The sequence below is a fragment of the Serratia sp. 2C06 genome (genome assembly GCF_050037615.1).
Taxonomy (GTDB): domain Bacteria; phylum Pseudomonadota; class Gammaproteobacteria; order Enterobacterales; family Enterobacteriaceae; genus Serratia; species Serratia ureilytica.
In genome coordinates, this window is the sequence record NZ_CP188299.1 from 4758301 (window position 1) to 4781830 (window position 23530).

General features: G+C 61.6%; 24 protein-coding genes. 3 read left to right on the forward strand and 21 right to left on the reverse strand.

The features are described from left to right. Positions 1–31 precede the first annotated feature (31 nt). On the reverse strand, positions 32–1252 hold the full coding sequence (fabB, locus tag ACP3TA_RS23210) for a beta-ketoacyl-ACP synthase I (RefSeq protein ID WP_016926857.1): 1221 nt from the start codon (positions 1250–1252) through the stop codon (positions 32–34). A 170-nt stretch (positions 1253–1422) separates the two neighbouring features. On the opposite strand from fabB, the gene mnmC reads away from it, so the two are divergent. Further along, positions 1423–3444 (forward strand): bifunctional tRNA (5-methylaminomethyl-2-thiouridine)(34)-methyltransferase MnmD/FAD-dependent 5-carboxymethylaminomethyl-2-thiouridine(34) oxidoreductase MnmC, encoded by a 2022-nt coding sequence (mnmC, locus tag ACP3TA_RS23215; protein ID WP_206196223.1) that lies wholly within the window; start codon positions 1423–1425, stop codon positions 3442–3444. Between the two features lie 40 nt (positions 3445–3484). Here mnmC and ACP3TA_RS23220 read toward each other — a convergent pair whose 3' ends face one another. From ACP3TA_RS23220 to prmB, 6 genes are all read right to left on the reverse strand, one after another. Further along, positions 3485–3766: a YfcL family protein gene (locus ACP3TA_RS23220; protein WP_016926855.1), complete on the reverse strand. Its 282-nt coding sequence runs from the start codon at positions 3764–3766 to the stop codon at positions 3485–3487. 32 nt (positions 3767–3798) lie between these two features. Further along, positions 3799–4356 carry an elongation factor P hydroxylase gene (locus ACP3TA_RS23225; RefSeq protein ID WP_033651970.1) on the reverse strand — a complete coding sequence of 186 codons (558 nt, stop codon included), beginning with the start codon at positions 4354–4356 and terminating at the stop codon, positions 3799–3801. 91 nt (positions 4357–4447) lie between these two features. After that, positions 4448–5254, reverse strand: coding sequence for a sulfite exporter TauE/SafE family protein (locus ACP3TA_RS23230; RefSeq protein WP_047025284.1), 807 nt, complete (start codon positions 5252–5254; stop codon positions 4448–4450). Positions 5255–5257: 3 nt separating this feature from the next. Then, the gene (gene mepA / locus ACP3TA_RS23235; protein ID WP_025303719.1) at positions 5258–6085 is read right to left on the reverse strand and encodes a penicillin-insensitive murein endopeptidase; all 828 of its coding nucleotides are present in this window, start codon (positions 6083–6085) and stop codon (positions 5258–5260) included. A 5-nt stretch (positions 6086–6090) separates the two neighbouring features. Further along, complete coding sequence (gene aroC, locus ACP3TA_RS23240) at positions 6091–7176, reverse strand: chorismate synthase (RefSeq protein ID WP_033643909.1); 1086 nt, start codon at positions 7174–7176, stop codon at positions 6091–6093. A 65-nt stretch (positions 7177–7241) separates the two neighbouring features. Next, a complete protein-coding gene (gene prmB / locus ACP3TA_RS23245; protein WP_025160157.1) occupies positions 7242–8174 on the reverse strand; it encodes a 50S ribosomal protein L3 N(5)-glutamine methyltransferase in 933 nt (310 codons plus the stop codon). 170 nt (positions 8175–8344) lie between these two features. Here prmB and smrB point away from each other — a divergent pair, with 170 nt between their 5' ends. Beyond that, positions 8345–8875: an endonuclease SmrB gene (gene smrB, locus ACP3TA_RS23250; protein WP_197665936.1), complete on the forward strand. Its 531-nt coding sequence runs from the start codon at positions 8345–8347 to the stop codon at positions 8873–8875. Positions 8876–8944: 69 nt separating this feature from the next. Here the strand turns inward: smrB and sixA are convergent, their stop codons facing one another. The 4 genes from sixA to ACP3TA_RS23270 all read right to left on the reverse strand — a co-directional run bounded on the left by sixA (position 8945) and on the right by ACP3TA_RS23270 (position 13785). Then, positions 8945–9427 (reverse strand): phosphohistidine phosphatase SixA, encoded by a 483-nt coding sequence (sixA, locus tag ACP3TA_RS23255; RefSeq protein WP_004936230.1) that lies wholly within the window; start codon positions 9425–9427, stop codon positions 8945–8947. A 389-nt stretch (positions 9428–9816) separates the two neighbouring features. After that, on the reverse strand, positions 9817–11982 hold the full coding sequence (fadJ, locus tag ACP3TA_RS23260) for a fatty acid oxidation complex subunit alpha FadJ (RefSeq protein WP_047025283.1): 2166 nt from the start codon (positions 11980–11982) through the stop codon (positions 9817–9819). Continuing rightward, entirely contained in the window at positions 11982–13292 is a 1311-nt protein-coding gene (gene fadI, locus ACP3TA_RS23265) for an acetyl-CoA C-acyltransferase FadI (RefSeq protein WP_042785123.1), read from the reverse strand. The genes fadJ and fadI overlap by 1 nt, the downstream gene beginning before the upstream one ends. A 196-nt stretch (positions 13293–13488) precedes the next feature. Next, positions 13489–13785 carry a YfcZ/YiiS family protein gene (locus ACP3TA_RS23270; protein WP_072145088.1) on the reverse strand — a complete coding sequence of 99 codons (297 nt, stop codon included), beginning with the start codon at positions 13783–13785 and terminating at the stop codon, positions 13489–13491. A 405-nt stretch (positions 13786–14190) separates the two neighbouring features. Here ACP3TA_RS23270 and fadL point away from each other — a divergent pair, with 405 nt between their 5' ends. After that, positions 14191–15531, forward strand: coding sequence for a long-chain fatty acid transporter FadL (gene fadL / locus ACP3TA_RS23275; protein ID WP_042785124.1), 1341 nt, complete (start codon positions 14191–14193; stop codon positions 15529–15531). A 117-nt stretch (positions 15532–15648) separates the two neighbouring features. Here the strand turns inward: fadL and mlaA are convergent, their stop codons facing one another. From mlaA to ccmA, 10 genes are all read right to left on the reverse strand, one after another. After that, positions 15649–16407: a phospholipid-binding lipoprotein MlaA gene (gene mlaA, locus ACP3TA_RS23280; RefSeq protein ID WP_033643913.1), complete on the reverse strand. Its 759-nt coding sequence runs from the start codon at positions 16405–16407 to the stop codon at positions 15649–15651. A 28-nt stretch (positions 16408–16435) separates the two neighbouring features. Further along, positions 16436–17650 (reverse strand): c-type cytochrome biogenesis protein CcmI, encoded by a 1215-nt coding sequence (gene ccmI, locus ACP3TA_RS23285; RefSeq protein ID WP_033651975.1) that lies wholly within the window; start codon positions 17648–17650, stop codon positions 16436–16438. Then, positions 17650–18117 carry a cytochrome c-type biogenesis protein gene (locus ACP3TA_RS23290; RefSeq protein WP_033643915.1) on the reverse strand — a complete coding sequence of 156 codons (468 nt, stop codon included), beginning with the start codon at positions 18115–18117 and terminating at the stop codon, positions 17650–17652. Before ACP3TA_RS23290 ends, ccmI begins: the two co-directional genes overlap by 1 nt. Continuing rightward, positions 18114–18665 carry a DsbE family thiol:disulfide interchange protein gene (locus ACP3TA_RS23295; RefSeq protein ID WP_033643916.1) on the reverse strand — a complete coding sequence of 184 codons (552 nt, stop codon included), beginning with the start codon at positions 18663–18665 and terminating at the stop codon, positions 18114–18116. Before ACP3TA_RS23295 ends, ACP3TA_RS23290 begins: the two co-directional genes overlap by 4 nt. Beyond that, entirely contained in the window at positions 18662–20632 is a 1971-nt protein-coding gene (locus ACP3TA_RS23300) for a heme lyase CcmF/NrfE family subunit (RefSeq protein WP_033632468.1), read from the reverse strand. The genes ACP3TA_RS23295 and ACP3TA_RS23300 overlap by 4 nt, the downstream gene beginning before the upstream one ends. Next, the gene (gene ccmE / locus ACP3TA_RS23305) at positions 20629–21123 is read right to left on the reverse strand and encodes a cytochrome c maturation protein CcmE (RefSeq protein ID WP_046687569.1); all 495 of its coding nucleotides are present in this window, start codon (positions 21121–21123) and stop codon (positions 20629–20631) included. Before ccmE ends, ACP3TA_RS23300 begins: the two co-directional genes overlap by 4 nt. Next, the gene (gene ccmD / locus ACP3TA_RS23310) at positions 21120–21356 is read right to left on the reverse strand and encodes a heme exporter protein CcmD (protein WP_033651976.1); all 237 of its coding nucleotides are present in this window, start codon (positions 21354–21356) and stop codon (positions 21120–21122) included. Before ccmD ends, ccmE begins: the two co-directional genes overlap by 4 nt. Next, positions 21353–22090, reverse strand: coding sequence for a heme ABC transporter permease (locus ACP3TA_RS23315; protein ID WP_197816072.1), 738 nt, complete (start codon positions 22088–22090; stop codon positions 21353–21355). Before ACP3TA_RS23315 ends, ccmD begins: the two co-directional genes overlap by 4 nt. 120 nt (positions 22091–22210) lie before the next feature. Next, positions 22211–22870, reverse strand: coding sequence for a heme exporter protein CcmB (ccmB, locus tag ACP3TA_RS23320; RefSeq protein WP_195880243.1), 660 nt, complete (start codon positions 22868–22870; stop codon positions 22211–22213). Then, positions 22870–23502, reverse strand: coding sequence for a cytochrome c biogenesis heme-transporting ATPase CcmA (gene ccmA / locus ACP3TA_RS23325; RefSeq protein WP_163966036.1), 633 nt, complete (start codon positions 23500–23502; stop codon positions 22870–22872). The genes ccmB and ccmA overlap by 1 nt, the downstream gene beginning before the upstream one ends. Positions 23503–23530: the final 28 nt, after the last annotated feature.

The following is a 23530-nucleotide window of genomic DNA, read 5'->3' on the forward strand; positions in this document are numbered from 1 at the left end:
GGCTTGATGGCGAGATGAAGCTCAGGCGGAATTATTTCGCCAGTTTGCGCATCACCAGGGTGGCGTTGGTGCCGCCGAAGCCGAAGCTGTTGGACATCACCGTGGTCAGCTCGCGCTGAGTCGGCTGAGTCACGATGTTCATGCCGGCCGCCTGCTCATCCAGGGTTTCGATGTTGATGCTCGGCGCGATAAAGCCGTGCTCCAGCATCAGCAGGCTGTAGATCGCTTCCTGCACGCCTGCGGCGCCCAGCGAGTGACCGGTCATCGCCTTGGTGGAGGAGATAGCCGGGGTGTTGTCACCGAACACTTCGCGAATGGCGCCCAGCTCTTTCACGTCACCTACCGGCGTAGAGGTGCCGTGCACGTTGATGTAATCGATCGGCGCATCCAGATCCTGCATCGCCATCTTCATGCAGCGCACTGCGCCTTCACCCGAAGGGGCAACCATGTCGGCGCCGTCGGAAGTCGCGCCGTAGCCGACGATTTCCGCATAGATGTGCGCGCCGCGCGCCAGCGCGTGCTCCAGCTCTTCAACCACCACCATGCCGCCGCCGCCGGCGATGACGAAACCGTCACGATCGGCGTCATAGGTGCGGGACGCTTTTTCCGGCGTGTCGTTGTATTTGGTGGACAGCGCGCCCATCGCGTCGAACTCGCAGGCCATTTCCCAGCACAGCTCTTCGCCGCCGCCGGCGAACACGATGTCCTGTTTGCCCAGCTGGATTTGCTCAACCGCGTTGCCGATGCAGTGCGCGGAGGTCGCGCAAGCGGAGCTGATGGAGTAGTTCACGCCGTGGATTTTGAACGGCGTTGCCAGGCAGGCGGAAACGCCGGAAGCCATGGCTTTGGTCACCACGTACGGGCCAACCGCTTTCAGGCCGCGCGGGCTGCGCATCGCATCGGCGCCGAACACCTGGAAGCGCGGAGAACCGCCGCCGGAACCGGCGATCAGGCCCACGCGCGGGTTGTTTTGATACTCTTCTTCCTTCAGGCCGGAAGACGCGATCGCTTCTTGCATCGCCAGGAAGGCATAAATGGAAGCGTCGCTCATGAAACGCACCGCCTTGCGGTCGATCAGGCCGGTAGTGTCGAGCTTAACTTGCCCCCATACGTGACTACGCATGCCGGAATCTTTCAGCTCCTGGGAGAAAGTGATCCCAGAACGTCCTTCCTGCAGGCTTGCCAGGACCTCCTGCTGGTTATTACCAATGCTGGAGACAACTCCCAGGCCAGTAATCACTGCACGTTTCATTCAATACCTCTTCCACTATTTACCTACGGGATTTTGCATCGCACTTTAGCGTACAGATGTAAGCCGAACAAGTCCGATCAGCGTTTTTCAGCTTTATTGTTGTCCAGTTTGCGCCGGGGCGCCAGCGCCGTTAGAATTCGCGGCATCCCTTGAATTTCGAGCCATTGACCGTGAACCACGCCCCCATCCAAACCGCAACGCTAACCTGGAACGAACAGGGTACACCTGTTTCGAAACAGTTTGATGACGTCTATTTTTCCAATCAGGATGGGCTGGAAGAAACCCGCTATGTCTTCCTGCACGGCAACCGGCTGCCGCAGCGTTTCGCCACTCACCCGCGCCCGCTGTTGGTGGTGGCGGAAACCGGATTCGGCACCGGGCTCAATTTCCTGACCCTGTGGCAGGCCTTCGCCGGCTTCCGTCAGGCTGAGCCGGACGCGACGCTGCAGCGCCTGCACTTTATCAGCTTCGAAAAATTCCCCCTCCAGCAGGCTGACCTGGCGGCGGCGCATGCACGCTGGCCGGAGTTGGCGCCTTATGCCGACGAGCTGCGCGCCCAGTGGCCGCTGCCGTTGCCGGGTTGCCATCGCCTGCTGTTAGCCGAAGGCCGCATTACGCTCGATCTGTGGTTCGGCGACGTCAACGATCTGCTGCCGCAGTTTGACGCCAGCATGAATAACCAGGTGGATGCCTGGTTCCTCGACGGTTTCGCGCCGGCAAAAAACCCCGACATGTGGACCGATCAACTGTTCGCCGCCATGGCGCGCTTCGCCCGGCCGGGAGGCAGCTTCGCCACCTTTACCGCCGCCGGCTTCGTGCGCCGCGGCTTGCAACAGGCCGGTTTTCAGGTCAACCGCTGCAAAGGCTTCGGCCAAAAGCGTGAGATGCTCGCCGGCGAGCTCCCGGCCGATGCGCAGCCCGCTGCACATCCGGCGCCCTGGTATCGACGCCCGGCGGCGGACAACACCGCCGACATCGCCCTGATCGGCGGCGGCGTCGCCAGCGCGCTCACCGCGCTGGCCTTGCTGCGCCGCGGCGCCACCGTCACGCTGTACTGCGCCGACGAACAGGCGGCAGAGGGCGCATCCGGCAACCGCCAGGGCGCGATTTATCCTTTGCTGAACGGCAGCGGCGACGCGCTGGAGAGCTTTTTCAGCGCCGCGTTTCCCTTCGCCCGCCGCCAGTACGATGCCCTGTTGCAACAAGGCGTCGCCTTTGATCACCAGTGGTGCGGCGTCAGCCAGTTGGCCTATGACGAAAAGAGCGGCGCCAAGATCGCCAATATGCTGAAAACCGACTGGCCGCAGGCCTTGGCGATGGCGGCCGACCGCGAGACGCTCAGCGAACGGTGCGGCGTCGATACCGGCTTTGGCGGCATCACCTACCCGCTAGGCGGCTGGCTCTGCCCGGCCGAGCTGACGCGCGGCGCTATCGCGCTGGCGCAGCGTCAGGGCTTGGTCTGCCACTACCGGCACGATGCGCAGGCGCTGGCGCGTGAAGAAAACGGCTGGCGCATCGATTTCGCCAACGGCGACAGCCGGCGCCATGCGACGGTGATCCTGGCCAACGGCCATCGGTTGGCCGAACTGGCGCCGACGGAGGCCCTGCCGCTGTATTCGGTACGCGGGCAGGTGTCGCATATCCCGACCTCGCCGGCCCTCGGTCAATTGAAACAGGTATTGTGTTACGACGGTTACCTGACGCCGGTTAATGCCAACAACGGCCACCACTGCATTGGCGCCAGCTACCAGCGCGGCGACATCGCCACCGACTACCGCGAGCAGGAGCAACAGGAGAACCGCGAGCGCCTGCTGCGCTGTCTACCGGAGCAGTCCTGGCCGCAGCAGGTGGACGTCAGCGCTCATCAGGCGCGCTGCGGCGTGCGCAGCGCCACCCGCGATCATCTGCCGATGGTCGGCGCGCTGCCGGACTATCAGGCCACGCTGGCACAGTATCAGGATTTGCAGCGGCAGAACCAGCGCGGCGAAACCGTCGCCGATGCGCCGGTCTATCCCGGTCTGTTCGCTATCGGCGGGTTAGGCTCGCGCGGCTTGTGCTCGGCGCCGTTGGCGGCGGAAATTTTGGCGGCGCAGCTGTTCGGCGAACCGTTGCCGGGTGATGCGCGCCTGCTGGCGGCGTTGAATCCGAATCGGATGTGGGTGCGGAAATTGCTGAAAGGACGTGCGGTTTAATCAACCTTGAGGGGCGCGGCGACGCGCCCCGGCATGACGATCAGGCGGCAGGGGTTGCAGCCTGATAGAGGTTTTCCCACATGCCGCGCACCAGGATCTGATCCGGCGGCGAGAGTTCCCCGGCGGCGATCGCTTTGTGCAGGCTCTCCTCCACCCGCGCTTTCAGCGCTTCGGCGGTGTGTTCGCCCTGCTCTTCCGCCTCGGCCACCGCCAGCGTCAGATGACCGCGCAGGTAGCCACCGGCAAACAGTTCATCATCGCTGGCGTGCTCTACCATGTCATCAATCAGCGCCAAAATGCGCGCTTCAAATTCTGCGATCATCAAATTTCCTCATTAAATAACGGGCTGTGGCGTCAGTTGAGATCTTCCGGATACGGAAAGTGCTCGGCCGCCAACGGTGGCGTATTGTAGAACGATTGCAACGCCTGAATAAAGCGCGCAGGCCTTGTGGGTATTCCCTGCTCCAGCAGCGCCAATACCCGGGCGCGCACCTTGCGTTGGAAGGCGATGCGATCCGGCTCGCAGTCGCCGTTCAGGTTGTCGCAGCTGACGTTGAACGGGAAACCGGCCGCCACGCAGAACATCCATTCCAGCGCCTGCGGTTTGATCTCTACCGCTTCAAATTCGCTCTGGGTCTGCGCGTCCCGCCCATCCGGGCAATACCAATAGCCGAAGTCCACCAATTGACGGCGCGCTTCACCGGCGATGCACCAGTGCGAAATTTCGTGCAGGCCGCTGGCGTAGAAACCGTGGGCGAACACGATGCGGTGATACGGCAATTCGTCGTCGGCCGGCAGGTAGATCGGTTCGTCGTCTCCCTTCACCAGGCGGGTGTTGTAGTCATCGCTGAAGCAGCGATTGAAGATCTCGATCAACTGCTCATAATGATGGCGGGTCTGCGTGTCTGACATAAAAAACTCTATAACCACAAAAATAAAGAGGCCATTATACCCGATAACCGGCGGGGGGATACGGGCGCATAAACGGCGCCCATTTTCATCGTCAGCCGTGCACGAAGGCGGACAGCCACTGCTGAATCTCTGCGCCGTGATTGTCGTAAAGCAGCTTGAGGCTCATCACCAGCGAGACGATCACGATCATCGGCCGAATCAATTTCTGGCCACGGGTCAGCACCATGTGCGCGCCCAAACGCGCCCCCAACACCTGCCCCACCAGCATCACCAGACCGATGCTCCACACCACCTTGCCGCCGATGATGAACAGCGCCAACCCGCCGACGTTGGAGGTAAAGTTCAGCACTTTGGCGTGCGCCGTGGACTTGGCGAGGTTGAAACCGCACAGCGTCACGTAGGCCAGCGCGTAGAATGAGCCGGCGCCGGGGCCGAAGAAACCGTCGTAAAACCCGACGCAACCGCCGGCTACCAGCCCGAACGGCAAGGCGCCGAGGCGGCGTTGACGATCTTCCTCACCCAGTCGCGGCATCAACAAGAAATAGAGACCGATGCCGATCACCAGCAGCGGCAACATCTGCCGCAGCAAATCGGCGCGCATGTGCTGCACCAGAATCGCACCGGCGATCGAGCCGATCAGCGTCAGAAAAATCGTCAGCTTCTGGTCGTTGAGGTTCACCGCTCGCCGACGAATGAAGTACAGACTGGCGGAGAAAGAGCCGCCGACCGACTGCAGCTTATTGGTCGCCAGCGCCTGCGCCGGAGGAACCCCCACTGCCAGCAAGGCCGGCACCGTCAGTAATCCGCCGCCGCCGGCGATGGAGTCGATAAACCCCGCCAGCAGCGCTACCGCAAACAACACCCCGAGCATCTCGGGGCCAATGACGAACCAGTCCATGTGTTATTCCGCTGAGAAATGGTGATCCAGCAATGCCTGACAGGTAGGCGGTAACGGCGGCGGCACGGGTTTGCCCGGCTTCGCATTCGGCTGATGCGGTACGAACCAACTCGCCAGTTCGGCGCCGCAGCCATCGCCCGGCGGCGGCGTATCCTGCTCCTGGCACTCCAGGCTGCCGGCCGGACAACGCAGACGCACGTGCATATGCGCACGGTGGCCGAACCACGGCCGCACCTTGTGCAGCCAGGCGCGATCGGCGCCGGCGTCCAGGCACAGACGCTGCTTGATCGCCGGGTTGACGAAGATGCGCGTCACGTCCGCATCCTGCGCCGCCAGTTTGATCAGCGACTCAATCTGCGGTTGCCATTGGCTCGCCACCACCTGTTTGCCGTCGCCCGACACCAGGTCGATCGGCTGCGGCTTGAGCAATTGCTGCGCGCTCCAGCGTTGGCGCGGCAGCTGCAGCCAGATGTCGACGTCGAGCCCAGACTGGTGGCTGGCGTGGCCGCTGCTGAAGCGCCCGCCGGCCGGCATCGCCATGTCGCCGATCAGCACCGTGCCCAGCGCTTTCTGGTTCGCTTTGCTGCTGAGACGCTGTATGAACGCCAGCAGATCCGGATGGCCGAAATAGCGGCGCTGGTCGGTACGCATCACCTGATAGTCCGGTGAATTCAGCGGCAACGGCTGCGCGCCGATGATGCAGCCGTTGGCGAAACCGCCCACCGCCTGCGGCGCGCCGGCCACCGGATGGTCGATTTTCTGCCACGGCGTCAGCGCCATGGCGGAAGCGGAGGCCGTCAGGGCCACCAGGCCCAACATCCAGTTTTTCATGGCGATTACCAGCGAGGCACGTCGGAAACCACATCACCGTTTTGCGCACGCTGGCGCAGCAGGTGATCCATCAACACGATCGCCATCATCGCTTCGGCGATCGGTACGGCGCGGATGCCCACGCACGGATCGTGGCGACCGCGGGTCACCATTTCCACCGCTTCCCCGTGGCGATTGATGGTGCGGCCCGGCACCATGATGCTGGAGGTTGGCTTCAGCGCCAGATGCGCGATCACCGGTTGGCCGCTGCTGATGCCGCCGAGAATGCCGCCGGCATGGTTGCTTTGGAAGCCTTCCGGGGTGATTTCATCGCGGTTTTCGCTGCCGCGTTTGGTCACCACGGCGAATCCGTCGCCGATCTCCACGCCTTTCACCGCGTTGATGCTCATCAGCGCGTGCGCCAGATCGGCATCGAGGCGGTCAAACACCGGCTCGCCCAGGCCAACCGGCACGTTTTCCGCAATCACGCTGACCTTGGCGCCGATGGAGTCACCCTCTTTTTTCAGCGCGCGCATCAGTTCGTCCAGCGCTTCCAGCTTGTCCGGATCCGGGCAGAAGAACGGGTTCTGTTCGACCTGATCCCAGTCTTTCAGCTCGCAGGTCACGTCGCCGATCTGCGCCAGATAGCCGCGCACCTGCACGCCGAACTTCTGCTGCAGGTATTTCTTGGCGATAGCGCCCGCCGCGACGCGCATGGCGGTTTCACGCGCCGAAGAGCGGCCGCCGCCGCGATAGTCGCGCAGACCGTATTTCTGTTCGTAGGTGTAGTCGGCATGCCCTGGACGGAACACGTCTTTGATGGCGCTGTAGTCTTGCGAGCGCTGATCGGTGTTTTCAATGATCAGACCGATGCTGGTGCCGGTGGTCACGCCTTCGAATACGCCGGAGAGAATGCGCACCTGATCCGGTTCGCGACGCTGGGTGGTGTAACGCGAGGTGCCCGGACGACGGCGGTCCAGATCGTGTTGCAAATCGGCTTCGGTGAGCGGGATGCCGGGCGGCACGCCGTCGACGATACAACCCAGCGCCACCCCGTGAGATTCACCGAAGGTGGTGACGCGGAAAATCTGCCCAATACTGTTTCCTGCCATCACGGCTCCTTACCGTTAGTCTTTTATCGTTATGAGGCCCGCCATGCGGGCCTTGGAAATGCGGCTTAGCTGCGATAGAGGCTGAAGTGATCCTTGCAATCCACCAGCTGCTGTTTGGTCAACATGAACACGCCGTCGCCGCCGTTTTCGAATTCCAGCCAGGTGAACGGGATGTCCGGATATTGTTCCATCAGATGTACCATGCTGTTGCCCACTTCACAAATCAGCACGCCGTCGTCGGTCAGGTAGTCCGGCGCGCAGGCCAGGATGCGGCGCACCAGCTTCAGGCCGTCGCTGCCCGCCGCCAGCCCCAGTTCCGGCTCAAAGCGGAACTCCTGCGGCAGATCCGACATGTCTTCCGCATCGACGTACGGCGGGTTGGTGACGATCAGATCGTACTGGATCGCGGGAACGTCGCGGAACAGATCGGAACGGATCGGGATCACCTGGTGCTCGACGCCGTGCGCCTGAATATTGCGCTCGGTCACCGCCAGCACTTCGCTGGAGATGTCCACCGCGTCCACTTCCGCTTCCGGGAAAGCGTAGCCACAGGCGATGGCGATGCAGCCGCTGCCGGTGCACATGTCGAGAATATGGCGCGGCGGGTGCGGGATCAGCGCGCTGAAACGATCGTTGATCAACTCGCCGATCGGCGAGCGCGGCACCAGCACGCGTTCGTCGACGTAGAATTCCATGCCGCAGAACCAGGCCTTGTTGGTCAGGTAGGCGACCGGGATACGCTCGTTGACGCGGCGGATCACGCGCTCAACGATGCGATGGCGCTCGCTGGAAGTCAGACGAGCGGTATGCATGTCCTCCGGAATGTCCAACGGCAGAAACAGGCTTGGCAGCACCAATTGCACCGCTTCGTCCCACGGATTGTCGGTTCCGTGACCATAATAGATATTGGCGGCGTTGAAACGGCTTACCGTCCAGCGCAGCATATCTTGAATGGTGTGCAGTTCGTTCACTGCTTCGTCGACGAAAATTTTGTCCAATTTGCCCTCCGGCAGGCGCTGTGTTTCATGATTTAGCCGCATAGTTTGCCATGAAGCCCGCGACAAATCACGCGCGCCCCTCGCGCTTTTCACTCTGGCCCGAGTTTTGCGTCGACAGCGCTCATTCACAAGGTAAACTAGCGAAATAAACGATTTCCGGTGAATGAAGCATGAAGAACAAGCCCCCTCTGAGCAAAGACGAACAACAGCTCTTCAGAGAGTCGGTGGCGGGCGCAAAAAAGCTGCGCCAGGACACCATCGTCCACCGCCCGCCGAAGCTCAAGGTCAAACAGGTTGCGCCGCAGCGGCTGCGGCAGGAGCAGGTCGATGCCAGCTATTATTTTTCAGATGAATATCAGCCGCAGCTGGAAGAGGAAGGCCCGACGCGCTACGTGCGCCCCGGCAGCAGCCCGTATGAGCTGAAGAAGCTGCGACGCGGCGATTATTCGCCGGAGCTGTTTCTTGATTTGCACGGCCTGACTCAGCTGCAGGCCAAGCAGGAATTGGGGGCGCTGATCGCCGCCTGCAAACGCGAGCATGTACACTGCGCCTGCGTGATGCACGGGCACGGCAAACACATTCTCAAACAGCAAACGCCGCTGTGGCTGGCGCAGCATCCCGACGTGCTGGCGTTCCATCAGGCGCCGAAGGAATGGGGCGGCAACGCCGCCGTCCTGCTGTTGGTGGAGCTGGCAGAATAGCCTCCCGCAGAAACGACTCAGGGCGATGTCAGACATCGCCCTGAGTTTATTCCGCACCGCATCCGCGGCTCACACTTTGGCCATCACCTGCGACGGGCTGACCTGCCATTCAAATTTGCCGTAGCTGCCGTCCGCCGGCAGATCGACGTTGGCGATCGCCGAGGTCGCGAACATCGGCGGGCACTCGCCCGGACACAGTTCCGCCACCAGATACCCCACCAGCGGCAGGTGCGACACGATCAGCACCGAGCTCACCCCTTGCATCGCCAGCGCCTGAAGATAGCTGCCGACTTGTTCGGCGTTCCCGCCCGGCGTCAGTTCGGGCAGCACTTCTTCGCCCTCCGGCAGCGTCAAGGCTTCACGCACCGTCGCCAGCGTCTGTTCGGCCCGCAGATAGGGGCTGACCAGCACGCGTTCAATATCCACAGACTTGGTGTTCAACCAGGCCGCCATCTGACGGGACTCGTCGCGGCCGCACAGGGTAAGGGGCCTTACCGCATCGCTGGCTGCCTCGAGCGCCGCCTCTCCGTGACGCATAATCAAAACTTGCATATTGCACCGCTGTTGTTGACAAAGTAACGCTATACAGAAACGCCGTGCGTGCTGTACCGCCGAGTTTTACAACCCCAAAGCCAAAGCTTTAAAACGATAACGCGCCGTCTCTTTATGGCGGCCGGGCATTTTGCCTGAAAGTTTGCGTAAAGAAAATGCTGTTTTTTACAGCAATCCTCCCCGGGCAAACCTCGATTGCTCATAGAACAATCAATTCAACGGGTTAAATTTTAACCTTTTCGCCATGAAAATTATTGATGGCGCTCAAGCTAACTTACCGCTGCCGCAGCCTTGCTGTACAGCCTCACGGGCTGACGCTGTCGCAAGGAGTGATGGCGATCACAACGCGGCCCTGTTGCAACTATAGTGCAAATCGGGCCGCCCTGCGTTCAACTCCCCAGCGGGTAAAAACGTTCGCCCTGCTGCGCCATGCGCTGCAGGCGCTCGCACGGCGCGAAGTGCTCGCCGTGCTGCTGACGCAGGTAGTCCAGCGTCTTCACCACTTTCTCGGCGCCGAGTTCATCCATATAACGGAACGGGCCGCCAAGGAACGGCGGGAAACCGATGCCGAATACCGCACCGATGTCGCCGTCGCGCGCGCTGCGGATCACGCCTTCATCCAGGCAGCGCGCCGCTTCGTTCAGCATCATCATCACGCAGCGCTGGGCAATGGTCGCCGGCAGCATGTGCGCCTTCGGCGTGACGCCGAGCAACGTATACAATGAGGTATCCGCGCGCTTACGCCGCTGACGCTGCTGCCCCTCGCTCGGGTAAAGATAGAAGCCGCGGCCGTTCTTGCGCCCTTTGCGCCCGTCCTTCAGCACCGCATCGAACGCGGCAGGCGCGGCGAAGCGCGGCCCCAGCGCCTCGACCAGCACCGGAATGATCTTGGTGCCGACGTCGATGCCCACTTCGTCCAACAGGGTGATGGGGCCGACCGGGAAGCCGAAGTCCACCAGCGCTTTGTCCAGCGATTCAATGGGCTCGCCTTCCAGCAGGCAGCGCGCCGCTTCGTTGATGTACGGCGCCAGGATGCGGTTGACATAAAAACCGGCGCTGTCGCCCACCACGATGGCGGTCTTGCCCTGCTTGTGCGCCAGCGCCACGGTGGTGGCGATGGTTTGTTCGCTGGTGCCGGCGTGCGGGATCACTTCCACCAGCGGCATTTTGTCCACCGGGCTGAAGTAGTGCAGACCGATCACCTGCTGCGGCCGCTGGGCCTGTTCGGCGATTTGACCGATAGGCAGCGAGGAAGTATTGGAGGCGAACACGGTATGCGGCGCGCAGTTCGCTTCGACCTCGGCCACCATCTTCTGCTTCAGCGCCAGATCCTCAAACACCGCCTCGACCACGATATCCACCTGCTCGAAGCCGGTGTAATCGGTAGAGCCGGAGATCAACATCATCTGCTTTTGCCGTTCCGCCGGGCGCATGCGCTTGCTGCGCACCCGCTTGCCGAGCACGTCCCAACTGTATTTCAGCGCATGATTGATGCCGGTTTCATTGATATCTTTGATGCGAACCGGCAAACCGCCGCGCGTGGCGGTGACGCAGGCGATGCCGCCACCCATCAGGCCGCCGCCGAGAATGCCTACGCGATGCAAGGCGCGCGGCTGAGCATCGCCGCCCCGCTCTTTTTTCAGCGCGGTGGAAGCGAAGAACAGGCTGCGCAACGCCGCCGATTGCGGCGTCATCGCCAGTTCGCCAAAGGCGCGCGCTTCGGCTTCATAGCCGCTGGCGCTGCCGTGATCCAGCCCGGTGCGCACCACCTGAATGATGCGCTCCGCCGCCGGGTAGTTGCCGTGCGTTTTCGCCAACGTTTTCTTGCGCACGATGCTGAACAGCAGATTTCTGCCCAGCGGGCCGTTGAGCAGGCGATCCTGCCACGGCAGCTCGCGCTGATGCTTCCAGCCCTGTTTCACCCGCTCGATGGCGGTCTGCAGCAAAATCGATTGCGGCACGGCGTCGTCCACCAGCCCCATGCGCAGCGCCTGGCGGGCGCGAATGTGCTTGCCGGTCAGGATCATGTCCAGCGCCTTGGCGGCGCCTATCAGGCGCGGCAGGCGCTGAGTGCCACCGGAGCCCGGCAGCAGGCCCAGCTGCACTTCCGGCAGACCGAGCGCGGTTTTGTCATCCAGCGAACAGACGCGGCCGTGGCAGGCCAGCGCCAATTCCAGCCCGCCGCCCAGGCAGGCGCCGTGGATGGCCGCCACCACCGGTACCGGGAAGGCGGCGATCTGCGCCAGCGTGCTCTGCCCTTTCTTGGCCAGCGTTTCCGCCTCTTTGGCGCTGGTGCAGGCGGCGATCATGGTGATATCAGCGCCGGCGATAAACGAGTCCGGCTTGCCGGAAACGATCACCAGCCCTTCCAGCGCAGTATGCTGCTGCGCGCGGATCAGCACGTCGTTAACCTGTTCGACGAACTCGGCCTTGAGCGTATTGACCTTGTCGCCCGGCACGTCGATGGTGATCACCCCGATGTTGTCGGGGCGGATCGTCAGTTGAAAGGCCGACGGTTTGGCGCGCTGCTCGTGCAATGCGTTTTCGACGCTCATCATTCCACCTCCACGATCATCGCGGCCCCTAACCCGCCGGCGGCGCAGGCGGTGGTCAGGCCCAGCCCGCCGCCGCGGCGTTTCAGCTCACGCAGCGTCTGGGTAATCATGCGCGCGCCGGTGGCGGCGAACGGGTGACCATAGGCGATAGAACCGCCCAATACGTTGAATTTGTCCATGTCCACTTCGCCGATTGCCTGGCTGCGGCCAAGCTTCTCGCGGGCGAACGCTTCGCTGGCGAACATCTTCAGGTTGGCCAGCGTTTGCGCGGCGAAGGCTTCATGCATGTCGATGAGCGTCAGATCGGCCAGGCCGATGCCGGCGCGATCCAGCGCCAGCGGCGTGGCGTAGGAGGGCCCCAGCAGCATGTCTTCCCACACGTCGATGGCGGCGAAGGCGAAACTGCGCAGATAGCCGAGCGGCTGCAGCCCCAGCGCTTTGGCGCGCGATTCGCTCATCATCAGCACCGCCGCCGCGCCGTCGGTCAACGGCGTGCTGTTGGCCGCAGTGACGCTGCCGTGTTTGCGATCGAACGCCGGTTTCAGCTTGGCGTAGGAAGCCAGGCTGGAGTCTTTGCGGATATTGTTGTCTTCAGAAAGCTGAGCGCGGTAAGGCGGCACGTAGGCGGTCATGACCTCGTCGCGCAGCCACCCCTCCCGCCAGGCCTTGGCCGCCAGTTCGTGGGAACGATGCGCCAGCGCATCTTGCGCTTCACGGGTGATGCCGTGGCTTTTCGCCATCTGTTCGGCGGTATCGCCCATGCGCAGGCCGGTGGAATACTCCGCCACCGCCGGCGGCACCGGCATCAGATCGCGGAATTTCAGCCGGCTGAACAATTTGAGGCGCTGCGACAGCGTGCGCGCCTTGTTGACGTCCACCAACGTGCGCGCCAGCGCCTTGCTGACGCCGATCGGCAAGACGGAAGAAGAGTCCGCCCCGCCGGCGATGCCGACGCTGATGCTGCCGGCCATGATGCTCTCCGCCACGTTGGCGATCGCCTGGAAACTGGTGGCGCAGGCGCGCGACACGCTGTAGGCGTCGGTATGAACGCTCATGCCGGTGCCAAGCACGATCTCACGCGCGATGTTCGGCGCCTCGGGCATTTGCACCACCTGGCCGAACACCAGTTGTTCGATCAGTTGCGGCTCGATACCGCTGCGCGCCAACAGCTCGCTCACCGCCGTTTTCCCTAAATCCACCGCCGGAATGCCGTGATAGGCGGTCGCCTGTTTGGCAAAGGGGGTACGCAGTCCATTCACAATCGCAATGCGGTCACCATGACGGGTCACCAACGGCAGTGCCTTACTCATAAATGCTCCTGAAGAAAATAACGTCAGCGCAATGGGCAGAAAGAGGTCTGACCTGATGAGGTCATTGTTAACCAAACGGTTACATTTGGCAAACCGGCAGAGATCAAAACTGCGAGCAGGCGCACTTTCTATCGGGAACGAGGCAGGGAAGGAAATCCCCGGCGCGCAGCAGGCGGCGCCGGGGGTAAAGCGGGGATTAACGCAGGCCGAGCTGGAAGATCAGGGTTTCCGCCTGGCAGGCGAAGGTAAAATCGGCTTCCAATTGTACGCCGCCGTCAACCGGTTTAATGCTACTGCTGATGTCACAGGGATCGGATTCGACCGCGCGCGCTTTTTCGCTCAGGGCCGCCAGCATCGCCTCCGCATCTTGTTGATTGCTGAACACCTGGCTGTAGGATGCGGTGCAATCGGTGTTATCCATCACGGTGCCGACATCCACGCAGCAACACGCGGCGGTTTCCTGGGCGCTGCATTTATTAATTGCATCTGACATGATTGGTTCTCCTCAAGGGCCTCTGTTATCAGCCCAAATTGCCGTTTTATTCACCGGCGCAAAGCCACAAAATTCTGTGGGTATTTTACGCTCCCAAGCCGGCAATCACTAGCACTTACTTTTACTGGGTGTTTTAAGTGATGGAAATCACAAATAAAAATGAGCGCCTGCTAAGAAATGGTAAGAATTTTGTTATTTACCACTGTCTTTTTGTTAAGCAGATCTCTTTTTTGATATCAGAGTGGAAATATTTCAAAAACAAACTTGCAACATTTTCACAGGTCAGACCTATACTTCAGCCACTGGTCTGATTTGTCTGAACGATAACGGACCCTACAATCCCGCGCTCCTTGTTACTTCGTGTAACAATAGTTTAAATAATAAACACATAATGAGGTTTTGGTCATGAGCCAGAAAAACCTATTGACTAAATCAGCTCTCGCAGCTGCAGTGGCAATTATTTCTTCAAACGTGTCTGCCGCAGGATTCCAGCTGAATGAGTTCTCATCAGCTGGTTTAGGACGTTCGTATTCTGGCGAAGGCGCCATGGCGGATACGGCGGCCTCCGCAAGCCGCAACCCGGCGTTGCTGATGATGTATACCCGCCCGGAACTCTCTTTCGGCGCAGTCTTCATCGATCCGGACGTAGATATTTCCGGTACCTCGCCTTCCCGCGCCAGTCTGGATGCGAAAAACATCGCGCCGACCGCCTGGGTGCCGAACCTGCATTATGTTCACCCGATTAACGATCAATTCGCCGTAGGCGGCTCGGTCACCAGCAACTTCGGTTTGGCGACCGAATTCAATAACGGTTACACCGCAGGCGCTTACGGCGGTAAAACCGATCTGGAAACCCTGAACCTGAACCTGAGCGGCGCCTATCGTCTGGACCAACACTTCAGCTTTGGCCTGGGCTTTGACGCCGTCTACGCCAAGGCTAAACTCGAGCGTTACGCCGGTGAATTGCCTAAGCTATTGGCCGCTCAAGGCTTACAAACCGGTAGATTAACGCAGCAGCAAGCCGGAATGATCGCTCAAATCCCTGGCGATACCCAGATTTCTCACCTGAAAGGCGATAAATGGGGCTTCGGCTGGAACGCCGGTATTCTCTACGAAGTGGATGAAAACAACCGTTACGGCTTCACCTATCGCTCTGAAGTGAAAATCAAGTTCGACGGCGATTACAAGAGCAGCCTGCCGGCACAGTACAACCCAATTACCCAGGCGCTGGGCGTTGGTTTACCGTGGGGCACCAGCGGCAGCACCATTCCAGGTTCTCTGGATCTGAACCTGCCGGAAATGTGGGAGCTGTCCGGTTACAACAAAGTGGCGCCGCAGTGGGCCGTTCACTACAGCCTGGCTTATACCAGTTGGAGCCAGTTCCAGGAGCTGAGAGCCACCGGCAACAACGGCCAGACGCTGTTCGAGAAGCATGAAGGCTTCCGCGATGCCTACCGTATCGCATTGGGCACCACCTACTTCTACGACGACAACTGGACCTTCCGTACCGGTATCGCCTTCGATGATAGCCCGGTGCCTGCCCAAAACCGTTCGATTTCCATTCCCGATCAGGATCGTTTCTGGCTGAGTGCCGGTACTACCTATGCGTTCAACAAAGACGCCTCGGTTGACGTCGGCGTGTCCTACATGCACGGCCAGAAAGTCACCATCAATGAAGGTCCTTACACCTTCAACTCGGTGGGTAAAGCCTGGCTGTACGGCGCCAACTTCAACTACCGCTTCTAATCTCGCTTGAGATGGATGCCAAAGCGCCCCGCGGGGCGCTTTTTCTTTGCCTGTCGCTCGCAGCGGGCGTAAAAAAACCCTCCAGACGGCGGGTTTTCATGGGCATAAAGCCGGCGGTTACTGCGAGTCGATCTCGTCCAGATCGCCCTGAATCGCCTTGGCGTTCGGGTTCTCTTCCGGCTTGAGCGAACCGCCGTTGGCGATGAAGTCGTGGCGCTGGAAGTAAGCTTCGCGCACCATGACATAAGGATCGGAGGAGTTGCGCAGCAGGCCGTCGGAATCCAGCAGTTGAGCGCGAGTTTCGATACCCTCGACCACCCATTTGCCCGCCGACATCCAGAAAGTCAGGTAGCTCAGCATCGGATACAGCGTATCCGCAAAGTCGCCGCCGTCTTCACGCAGGGTAAAGCTGCCGTAGCCCGGCAGCATCACGTACGGACCGTAGCCCACATCGTAATGCCCCAACGTGCTGCCGAAACGGTTCGGCTCTTCGCGCGCCAGTTTCGGGTTGGCCATGCCGGCCACGTCGATCAGGCCGCCCATCCCGAGCAGGGTGTTCAGGAAGAAACGGTTGAAGTGGATCATCCCGCGGTAAGGATCCCCCTTCAGGAAGGCGTTGACCATGCTGGCCGGCTCTTCCAGGTTGGAGGTGAAGTTGCTGATGCCGTTACGCGCCGGCATCGGCACGTAGTCACGCCAGGCCACCGCGACCGGACGCAGGATATAAGGATCCAGGACGTTGTAGTTGAAGTCGAACATCGTCCGGTTAAATCCTTCCAGAGGATCGGAACGCCCTTGCGGCTCATTGTCTGGCGCGCTGGCACAGCCCACCAGTAATGCCGCTGCGAATGCCACCCCAGTCAGGCGAAAGTTCATATTTTTCTCCATAAAAACACGTTCGGTCTTATTTTTCAGGGACCTGCTTGTTTATCTGAACGCTAACCTGCTCTTTGCCGCTGAATGTCTGCAGCGAGCTTTCGCCGAACCAGTCCCCCGGCTGCGGCGTGGCCAATCCGTCCTGTGAGAGGCGCACACGCACCTGCACCTGATGCTGTGCCGAGAGTAGACGCTCGGGCATCATGGCGTTGCTGTCGTCCAGAGAGAAAGACAGCGGAAAACGGCTCAGCGGCAATTGTTTTACCGCGACCGGCACCGGGCTGACGCCGTCGGTCACCGAGATAACCAGCGTCCCCTGCGGCGGCATGGCTTTCGCCGCCTGCGGTGACAGTGAAACAGTCACATTCAGTTTAACAGTTTCTCCGCCGGCCTGGGCTTTTGCTTGTGCAATACTGCGCTTTATCACTTCCGCGCGCGGATCGTTGGCCGGCAGCAGCTGCAGCATCACTTGCCAGGCGCCGATCGCCTGTTTGAAATCGCCCTGTTCGAAAGCGTTGAACGCCAACAGGCTGAGCACCCGCGGATCGCTGTGATTTTCCGCGATCATGCGCCGCAACAGCTGCGTCGCCTGCTTGTTATCCTCCGGATCGTTGGATCGCGTCAAGACCTCGGCATAGCCGAGCCGCACTTCCAGACTATTCGGATCCAATTGATAGGCATGAGCAAATGCCTGCGTGGCGGTGGTGGCGTTGTTCAACGCCATGCCGACGCGCCCCAGCATCATCCAGTCATTGATATTGCGATCGTCCTGCTGCAGCTCGGTGCGCAGCCCCAGCCCGAGGCGAGCGATCTCTTCCATGCTCAGCGGTTTGGCGCGCTCATTGGCGACGCGCTCACGCAATTCCGGCATTTGCGCCTGCACCAGACGCCAATCCAGCACCTGCGCCAACCCGCCGGTTTTCAGATAAAAGCCAACGGTCACCGCCAGCAATAACAGCACGCCCGGCACTAACGCCCAACGGTTGATCGGTTTCGCCTGCTCTGCCTGTTCGACGGGGATGTCGTTCAACAGGTTCTGTTGCAGCTCTTTAACCAGCTCCGGGCGCTCGGCCACCACGCCCTGCTGCTCGTCCTGCTCCAGTTCGCTGAGGCGATCCTGATAGAACGCCTTGTTCAGCGCATCGCGCGTAGCGGCGCTCTGCTTGCCGTGGCGCATCGCCGGCACCACCAGCAACGCGGCGGCGCCGGCCAGCAACACGCAAATAATCAGCCAAAAAGCCATTAGGGTTTCTTCCTGTCAGTCTCTTGCAACAACGCCGCCAGGCGCTGCCGTTCCCGTTCGGAGAATTCATCGTCCACCGCCGCATCGGGCCGGCGACGGGTGCGCAGGATCACCACCGCCCCGCCTATCAGCACGAACAGCAGCGGGCCGATCCACAAGATCAGCGTCGCCGGCGTTACCGGCGGTTCGTAGGTGACGAAATTGCCATAACGCGCCACCATGTAGTCGATGATCTGCTGCTTGCTTTGCCCCTGCATCATCAGCTCGTACACCTTGGTGCGCATGTCTGCGGCGATAATGGCGTTGGAATCGGCAATGCTGTTGTTCTGGCATTTCGGGCAGCGCAGCTGTTCGGTCAACTCGCGATACTGTTGCTCCTGCTCGACGGAGTTGAAGCGATAGGTATCGATCGCCGCAGCGGCGCTCCAGCTCAGCAATGCGGCGAACAGCAGGGCAATCAGCCTCATGCCTCACCCCCGTACTTTCTATACAGCGGCAGCACTTCCTGCTGCCAGACGCGCTCGTTCATGTCGCCGGCGTGGCGATAGCGAATGATCCCCTGTCCGTCGATAAGGAAGGTCTCAGGCGCGCCGTACACCCCGAGATCCAACCCCAGCATGCCGTCGCCGTCGTACAGGCTGAGCGCATAGGGATTGCCGAGGGAATTAAGCCAGGTCACCGCCTTGGCGCGATCGTCTTTATAGTTCAAGCCGACCACCCGCACGCCGCGCGCCGCCAGCGTATTGAGATACTGGTGTTCCGCGCGGCAGGTCGGGCACCAGGTGGCCCAGACGTTGAGCAATATCGGCTTGCCGTCGCGCAGCACCGCCTGATCGTAGGTTTTGCCCGGCTGATCCAACGATTCCAGCCTGAAGGTCGGCACCGGTTTGCCGATCAGCGCCGACTCCAGCATGGTCGGATCTTCGCCGCCGGCGTTGCGCGTCAGTTGCACCATCAGGGCCGCCACCAGCAGCAGGAAGAGCACCAACGGGATAAACAGCAGCTTACGCTTCATGATTGCGCCTCCAGCTTGCCTTCGCGCTTGAGCTTTTTGCTCATGCGATAACGCGGATCGAGAATGCACAGCAGGCCGCCGATCGCCATAAAGACGCCGCCGAACCAGATCCAGCGCACGAAGGGTTTGTAATACAGACGCACCGCCCAGGATCCGTCTTCCAGCTCCTCGCCCAGCGCCGCGTACAGATCGCGGCTGAACCCGCCGTCGATCGCCGCCTCGGTCATCATGCTGCGCGCCACGCTGTAGTAGCGTTTCTCCGCGTGCAGCGTCGCCTCCGGCTTGCCGTTGCGCGTGACGTCGATGATGCCGACGCCGCCGCTGTAGTTCGGGCCGCGAATGTCGTGCACGTCGCGGAACACAAAGTGATAGTTGTGGATATCCACGCTGTCGCCGGCCTTCATCCGCACGTCGCGCTCCACGCTGTAGTTCTGGCTGAAGGCGATGCCGATCACCGTCACCGCCACGCCGAGGTGGCCGAGCACCATGCCCCAGTGGCTGCGGGACAGCTGCCGCAGGCCGCGCCAGAAACCGTGACGATGGGTGGCGCGCTCATGCAGCTCCATCAGCGTCAGGATGATCACCCACAGCGCCATAATCAGGCCCACCACCGTCATGCCGGCGATGCTGTCCTGCAACAGCCACGGCAGCAGAATCGACAGCACCAGCGTCACCAGCAGCGCCACGCCGAGGCGGCGCCACAGCTTGCCCGGCTCATCGCGGCGCCAGCGCACCAGCGGCCCGATGCCCAACAGCAGCGCCAGCGGCGCCATCAGCCAGGTGAACATGGTGTTGAAGAACGGCTCGCCGATCGAAATGCTGCCCAGCCCCAACTGTTTGTGCACCAGCGGCAGCAGCGTGCCCAACAGCACCACCAGCATGGCGGCGATCAGCAGCACGTTGTTGCCCAGCAGGAAGGTCTCGCGCGAGAAGGTCTCGTGCTGCACCCGGCTGCGCACCTGCCCGCCCTTGACCGCGTACAGCAGCAGCGAACCGCCGATGACGATCACCAGATAGGCGAGAATAAACATGCCGCGCGCCGGATCGGAGGCGAAGGAGTGCACCGAGACCAGCACGCCGGAGCGCACCAGGAAGGTGCCCAGCAGGCACAGCGAGAAAGCGGTGATCGCCAGCAACACCGTCCAGGCTTTGAACGTGCCGCGTTTCTCGGTCACCGCCAGCGAATGCATCAGCGCGGTGCCGGCCAGCCACGGCATAAAGGAAGCGTTCTCCACCGGATCCCAGAACCACCAGCCGCCCCAGCCCAGCTCATAGTAGGCCCAGGCCGATCCGAGCACGATGCCCAGCGTGAGGAACACCCAGGCGGCGGTGGTCCACGGGCGCGACCAGCGCGCCCAGGCGGTGTCGAGCCGGCCGGCCATCAGCGAGGCGATGGCGAACGCGAAGGCGACCGAGAAGCCGACATAGCCCATGTACAGCAGCGGCGGGTGGAAGATCAGGCCGATATCCTGCAGCAGCGGGTTGAGATCGCTGCCGTCGATCGGGAAGTTAGGCAACGTGCGGGTGAACGGGTTGGAGGTCATGATGATGAACAGCAGGAAGCCGGCGGTGATCATCCCCATCACCGACAGCACTCGCGCCACCGCATCCTGCGGCATCGCCCGGCTGCACAACGCCACCGCCAGCGACCAGCAGCTCAGCAGCAGCACCCACAGCAGCAGCGAACCCTCGTGCGCCCCCCAGGTGGCGGCGATGCGGTAATACACCGGCAGTTGGGTATTGGAGTTGGTGGCCACGTAGGCGACGGTAAAGTCGTTAACCACGAAGGCATGCACCAGGCACAGGAACGCCAGCGCAATCGCGGCGAACATGCCGTAGGTCAGCGGGCGGGCCACCGCCATCATGCGGCTGTCCTGCCGCGCCGCGCCCCACTGCGGGTAAATGCTCAGCAGCAGCGCGATCGCCAGCGCCAGGCACAGCAGAAAACTGCCCAGTTCCGGCATCATGACTTGGCGCCCTCCGCCTGCGGCGCGTTATACGCTTCCGCCGGCCCTTGGTGATTCTCTTTCATCGCGTCGGCCACTTCCGGCGGGGTGTATTTCTCATCGTGTTTGGCCAGCACTTCGCGCGCGTTGACCACGTTGCCCTCGCCCAGCACGCCCTGCGCCACCACGCCCTGCCCTTCGCGGAACAGGTCCGGCAGAATGCCGGTGTAGGTCACGCCGATCGCGCCGCGCGCATCGTAAATCTTGAAGCTGACCTGCAGCGTATTGGGATCGCGTTTCACCGAGCCCGGCATCACCATGCCTCCGATGCGCAGCCGCTGGCCGACCTCGGGCTTCTCATGGTTTTCGCCCTTGCCCTGCAGGATTTCACCCGGGGTGTAGAACAGATCGATGTTGGAGCGCAGCGCGTACAGCATCAGGGTTGCGGTCAGCGCGATGCCGATCAGCACAACGATCGCCAGATAAAGGCGGCTTTTACGACGTGGATTCACAATGATTTCTCCCGCGGTGCGGCGGATTTTTGTTTTGATTGTTGCGCATGGCGAATGCGCCGCTCGCGCGCCTGACGGCGGCCGATCTCGGCGAGCAATAGCCGCCGCTGCCAGACGGTGTGCGCCACCAGCCCCAACAGCGAAATCAGCGTGACGGCAACCGCCAGCCAGACATAGAAGGCATAACCGCCCATGGCGAAAAACGCCGGCCAGGAATCGAACGCGGCATTCATGACTGACGCTCCTTATTCACCAGCCCGGCGACCCACGGGCGCTGGCGCTCCTGGAACAGGATCAGATTGCGCAGGCGCATCAGCGTCAGCGTAATGAACAACAGCAGGTAACCGAGGATCGCCCAGCGCAGCGGGGTGCGCATGCTGGGCGCAATGGATTGCTGCATGTTGGTCGAGCCCTGATGCAGCGTGTTCCACCATTCGACAGAGAAATGGATGATCGGGATATTCACCACGCCTACCAGCACCAGAATCCCGGCGGCGCGGCCCGCCAGGCGGCGGTCTTCAAAGGCGTTGTACAGCGCGATGACGCCCATATAGAGGAACAGCAGCACCAGCTCGGAGGTCAGACGCGCATCCCACACCCACCAGGTGCCCCACATCGGCTTGCCCCAGGCGGAGCCGGTCACCAGCGCGATAAAGGTGAACACCGCGCCGATCGGCGCCATTGCCGCCACCACGGTATCGGACATTTTCATCTGCCACACCAGGCCGATAAACGCCGCCACCGCCATCGAGGCGTAGATGCCCATCGACCACATGGCCGCCGGCACGTGAATATAAATGATGCGGAAGCTGTCGCCCTGCTGATAATCCTTCGGCGCGAAACCAAAGCCCCATGCCCAGCCAAGCAGCAGGCAGACCGCCGCCGCCAGCCCCAGCCAGGGGATGAAGCGGCCGCAGACGTGATACAGCCGTTCAGGCCGCGCCAGTTGATGTAACCATTTCCACATTGTCGTCAGTGCTCACGGTAATTTTTATGCGTCGGCCGCCCCGAGCGATCGAAACGGCGAAAATCTTCTGCGGGGTACGCTCTTGTCGGCCTTGCCCCGTCTGTTCATTCAATACGTTAGCTAGTGCACGCTCACTCGCAGCGCCGCCGCGGTGGCAAACGGCGCCAATGTCACGCTGCCCGCCAGCATCGCGCCGAGTATCGCCAGGTAGCCGTCGATCGGCATGCCCATCGAGGCAGCGTCGATCGCGCCGGTGGCAAAGATCAGCACCGGGATATACAGCGGCAGCACCAGCAGGCTGAGCAGCACGCCCCCTTTACGCAGGCCGACGGTCAGCCCCACGCCGATGGCGCCGATCAGGCTCAGCGTCGGCGTACCGAGCAGCAGCGTCCCCGCCACCGCCAACCAGGTTGGCATATCAAGCGACAGCAGCAGCGCCACCAGCGGCGACAGGATCAGCAGCGGCAATCCCGTCACGACCCAGTGAGCACACACTTTGCCCAGCACCGTTATCGGCAGCGGCGTCGGCAGCAGCAACAGCTGCTCCAGCGAGCCATCGAGGAAATCGTCGCGAAACAGCCGCTCCAGCGACAGCAGCGAGGCCAACAGCGCCGCCACCCACACGATGCCCGGCGCAATGCGCGCCAGCAGCTGCGGCTCCGGGCCAATCCCCAGCGGGAACAGCGTGATCACAATCAGGAAAAACCACAGCGGGTTGACGATCTCCGAACCTTTACGGCAGGCGATCTTCAGTTCACGGCGCACCAGGGTCAAAAACATCACAGACTCCCCGCGTCATGTTCCGCCAAACGAACTTTGCCCACCGTTTGGCTGACGCCAGCCAAATCCTGATGGGTGGTCAACAATACCATGCCGCCCCGCTGCGCATGTTGCTCAAAAAGGCTAATCAACTCGGCCACGCCCTGTTTATCGATCGCCGTGAGCGGCTCATCGAGGATCCACAGCGGCGCCGCGCTGAGCCACAGCCGCGCCAACGCCACGCGCCGCTGCTGCCCGGCGGAAAGCTGCGCCACCGGCAGATCCTCGTACCCTACCAGCCCGACCTGCTCCAGGGCACGCCAGATGGCCTGAGGCTCGGCCGCGCCGCGCACCGCCTGATAAAACTGCAGGTTTTCGAAGGGCGTCAATACGGCTTTGATGCCGGGCTGATGGCCGATAAACAGCAAATCTTGCTGGTAACCCGCACGATCGCGCAGCGTGTTACGCCCGCGCCAGCACACCTCGCCGTCGTCCGGCCGCGCCAGGCCGGCAAGAATGCGCAGCAAACTGGTCTTGCCCGCGCCGTTCGGCCCCTCTACCTGAATGATATCGCCCGGCTGAACTGAAAAGCTTAGCTCGCTAAACAGGATGCGCTCATCGCGCACGCAACTCAGACTTTTGGCTTCCAGCATCGGGGAACTCATATTTTTCTTTGGGATA

Bases quoted from the DNA above. Each gene is read 5' to 3' on its own strand.
- fadL (WP_042785124.1), top strand. From the start codon at position 14,191: ATGAGCCAGAAAAACCTATTGACTAAATCAGCTCTCGCAGCTGCAGTG.
- ccmA (WP_163966036.1), bottom strand. From the start codon at position 23,502: ATGCTGGAAGCCAAAAGTCTGAGTTGCGTGCGCGATGAGCGCATCCTG.
- aroC (WP_033643909.1), bottom strand. From the start codon at position 7,176: ATGGCAGGAAACAGTATTGGGCAGATTTTCCGCGTCACCACCTTCGGT.
- sixA (WP_004936230.1), bottom strand. From the start codon at position 9,427: ATGCAAGTTTTGATTATGCGTCACGGAGAGGCGGCGCTCGAGGCAGCC.
- ccmI (WP_033651975.1), bottom strand. From the start codon at position 17,650: ATGGCTTTTTGGCTGATTATTTGCGTGTTGCTGGCCGGCGCCGCCGCG.
- ACP3TA_RS23300 (WP_033632468.1), bottom strand. From the start codon at position 20,632: ATGATGCCGGAACTGGGCAGTTTTCTGCTGTGCCTGGCGCTGGCGATC.
- mlaA (WP_033643913.1), bottom strand. From the start codon at position 16,407: ATGAACTTTCGCCTGACTGGGGTGGCATTCGCAGCGGCATTACTGGTG.
- ccmB (WP_195880243.1), bottom strand. From the start codon at position 22,870: ATGTTTTTGACCCTGGTGCGCCGTGAACTGAAGATCGCCTGCCGTAAA.
- ACP3TA_RS23295 (WP_033643916.1), bottom strand. From the start codon at position 18,665: ATGAAGCGTAAGCTGCTGTTTATCCCGTTGGTGCTCTTCCTGCTGCTG.
- ACP3TA_RS23230 (WP_047025284.1), bottom strand. From the start codon at position 5,254: ATGGACTGGTTCGTCATTGGCCCCGAGATGCTCGGGGTGTTGTTTGCG.
- fabB (WP_016926857.1), bottom strand. From the start codon at position 1,252: ATGAAACGTGCAGTGATTACTGGCCTGGGAGTTGTCTCCAGCATTGGT.
- ccmD (WP_033651976.1), bottom strand. From the start codon at position 21,356: ATGAATGCCGCGTTCGATTCCTGGCCGGCGTTTTTCGCCATGGGCGGT.
- ACP3TA_RS23270 (WP_072145088.1), bottom strand. From the start codon at position 13,785: ATGTCAGATGCAATTAATAAATGCAGCGCCCAGGAAACCGCCGCGTGT.
- smrB (WP_197665936.1), top strand. From the start codon at position 8,345: ATGAAGAACAAGCCCCCTCTGAGCAAAGACGAACAACAGCTCTTCAGA.
- ACP3TA_RS23225 (WP_033651970.1), bottom strand. From the start codon at position 4,356: ATGTCAGACACGCAGACCCGCCATCATTATGAGCAGTTGATCGAGATC.
- mepA (WP_025303719.1), bottom strand. From the start codon at position 6,085: ATGAAAAACTGGATGTTGGGCCTGGTGGCCCTGACGGCCTCCGCTTCC.
- fadJ (WP_047025283.1), bottom strand. From the start codon at position 11,982: ATGAGCGTCGAAAACGCATTGCACGAGCAGCGCGCCAAACCGTCGGCC.
- fadI (WP_042785123.1), bottom strand. From the start codon at position 13,292: ATGAGTAAGGCACTGCCGTTGGTGACCCGTCATGGTGACCGCATTGCG.
- ACP3TA_RS23315 (WP_197816072.1), bottom strand. From the start codon at position 22,090: ATGTGGAAATGGTTACATCAACTGGCGCGGCCTGAACGGCTGTATCAC.
- ACP3TA_RS23290 (WP_033643915.1), bottom strand. From the start codon at position 18,117: ATGAGGCTGATTGCCCTGCTGTTCGCCGCATTGCTGAGCTGGAGCGCC.
- ACP3TA_RS23220 (WP_016926855.1), bottom strand. From the start codon at position 3,766: ATGATCGCAGAATTTGAAGCGCGCATTTTGGCGCTGATTGATGACATG.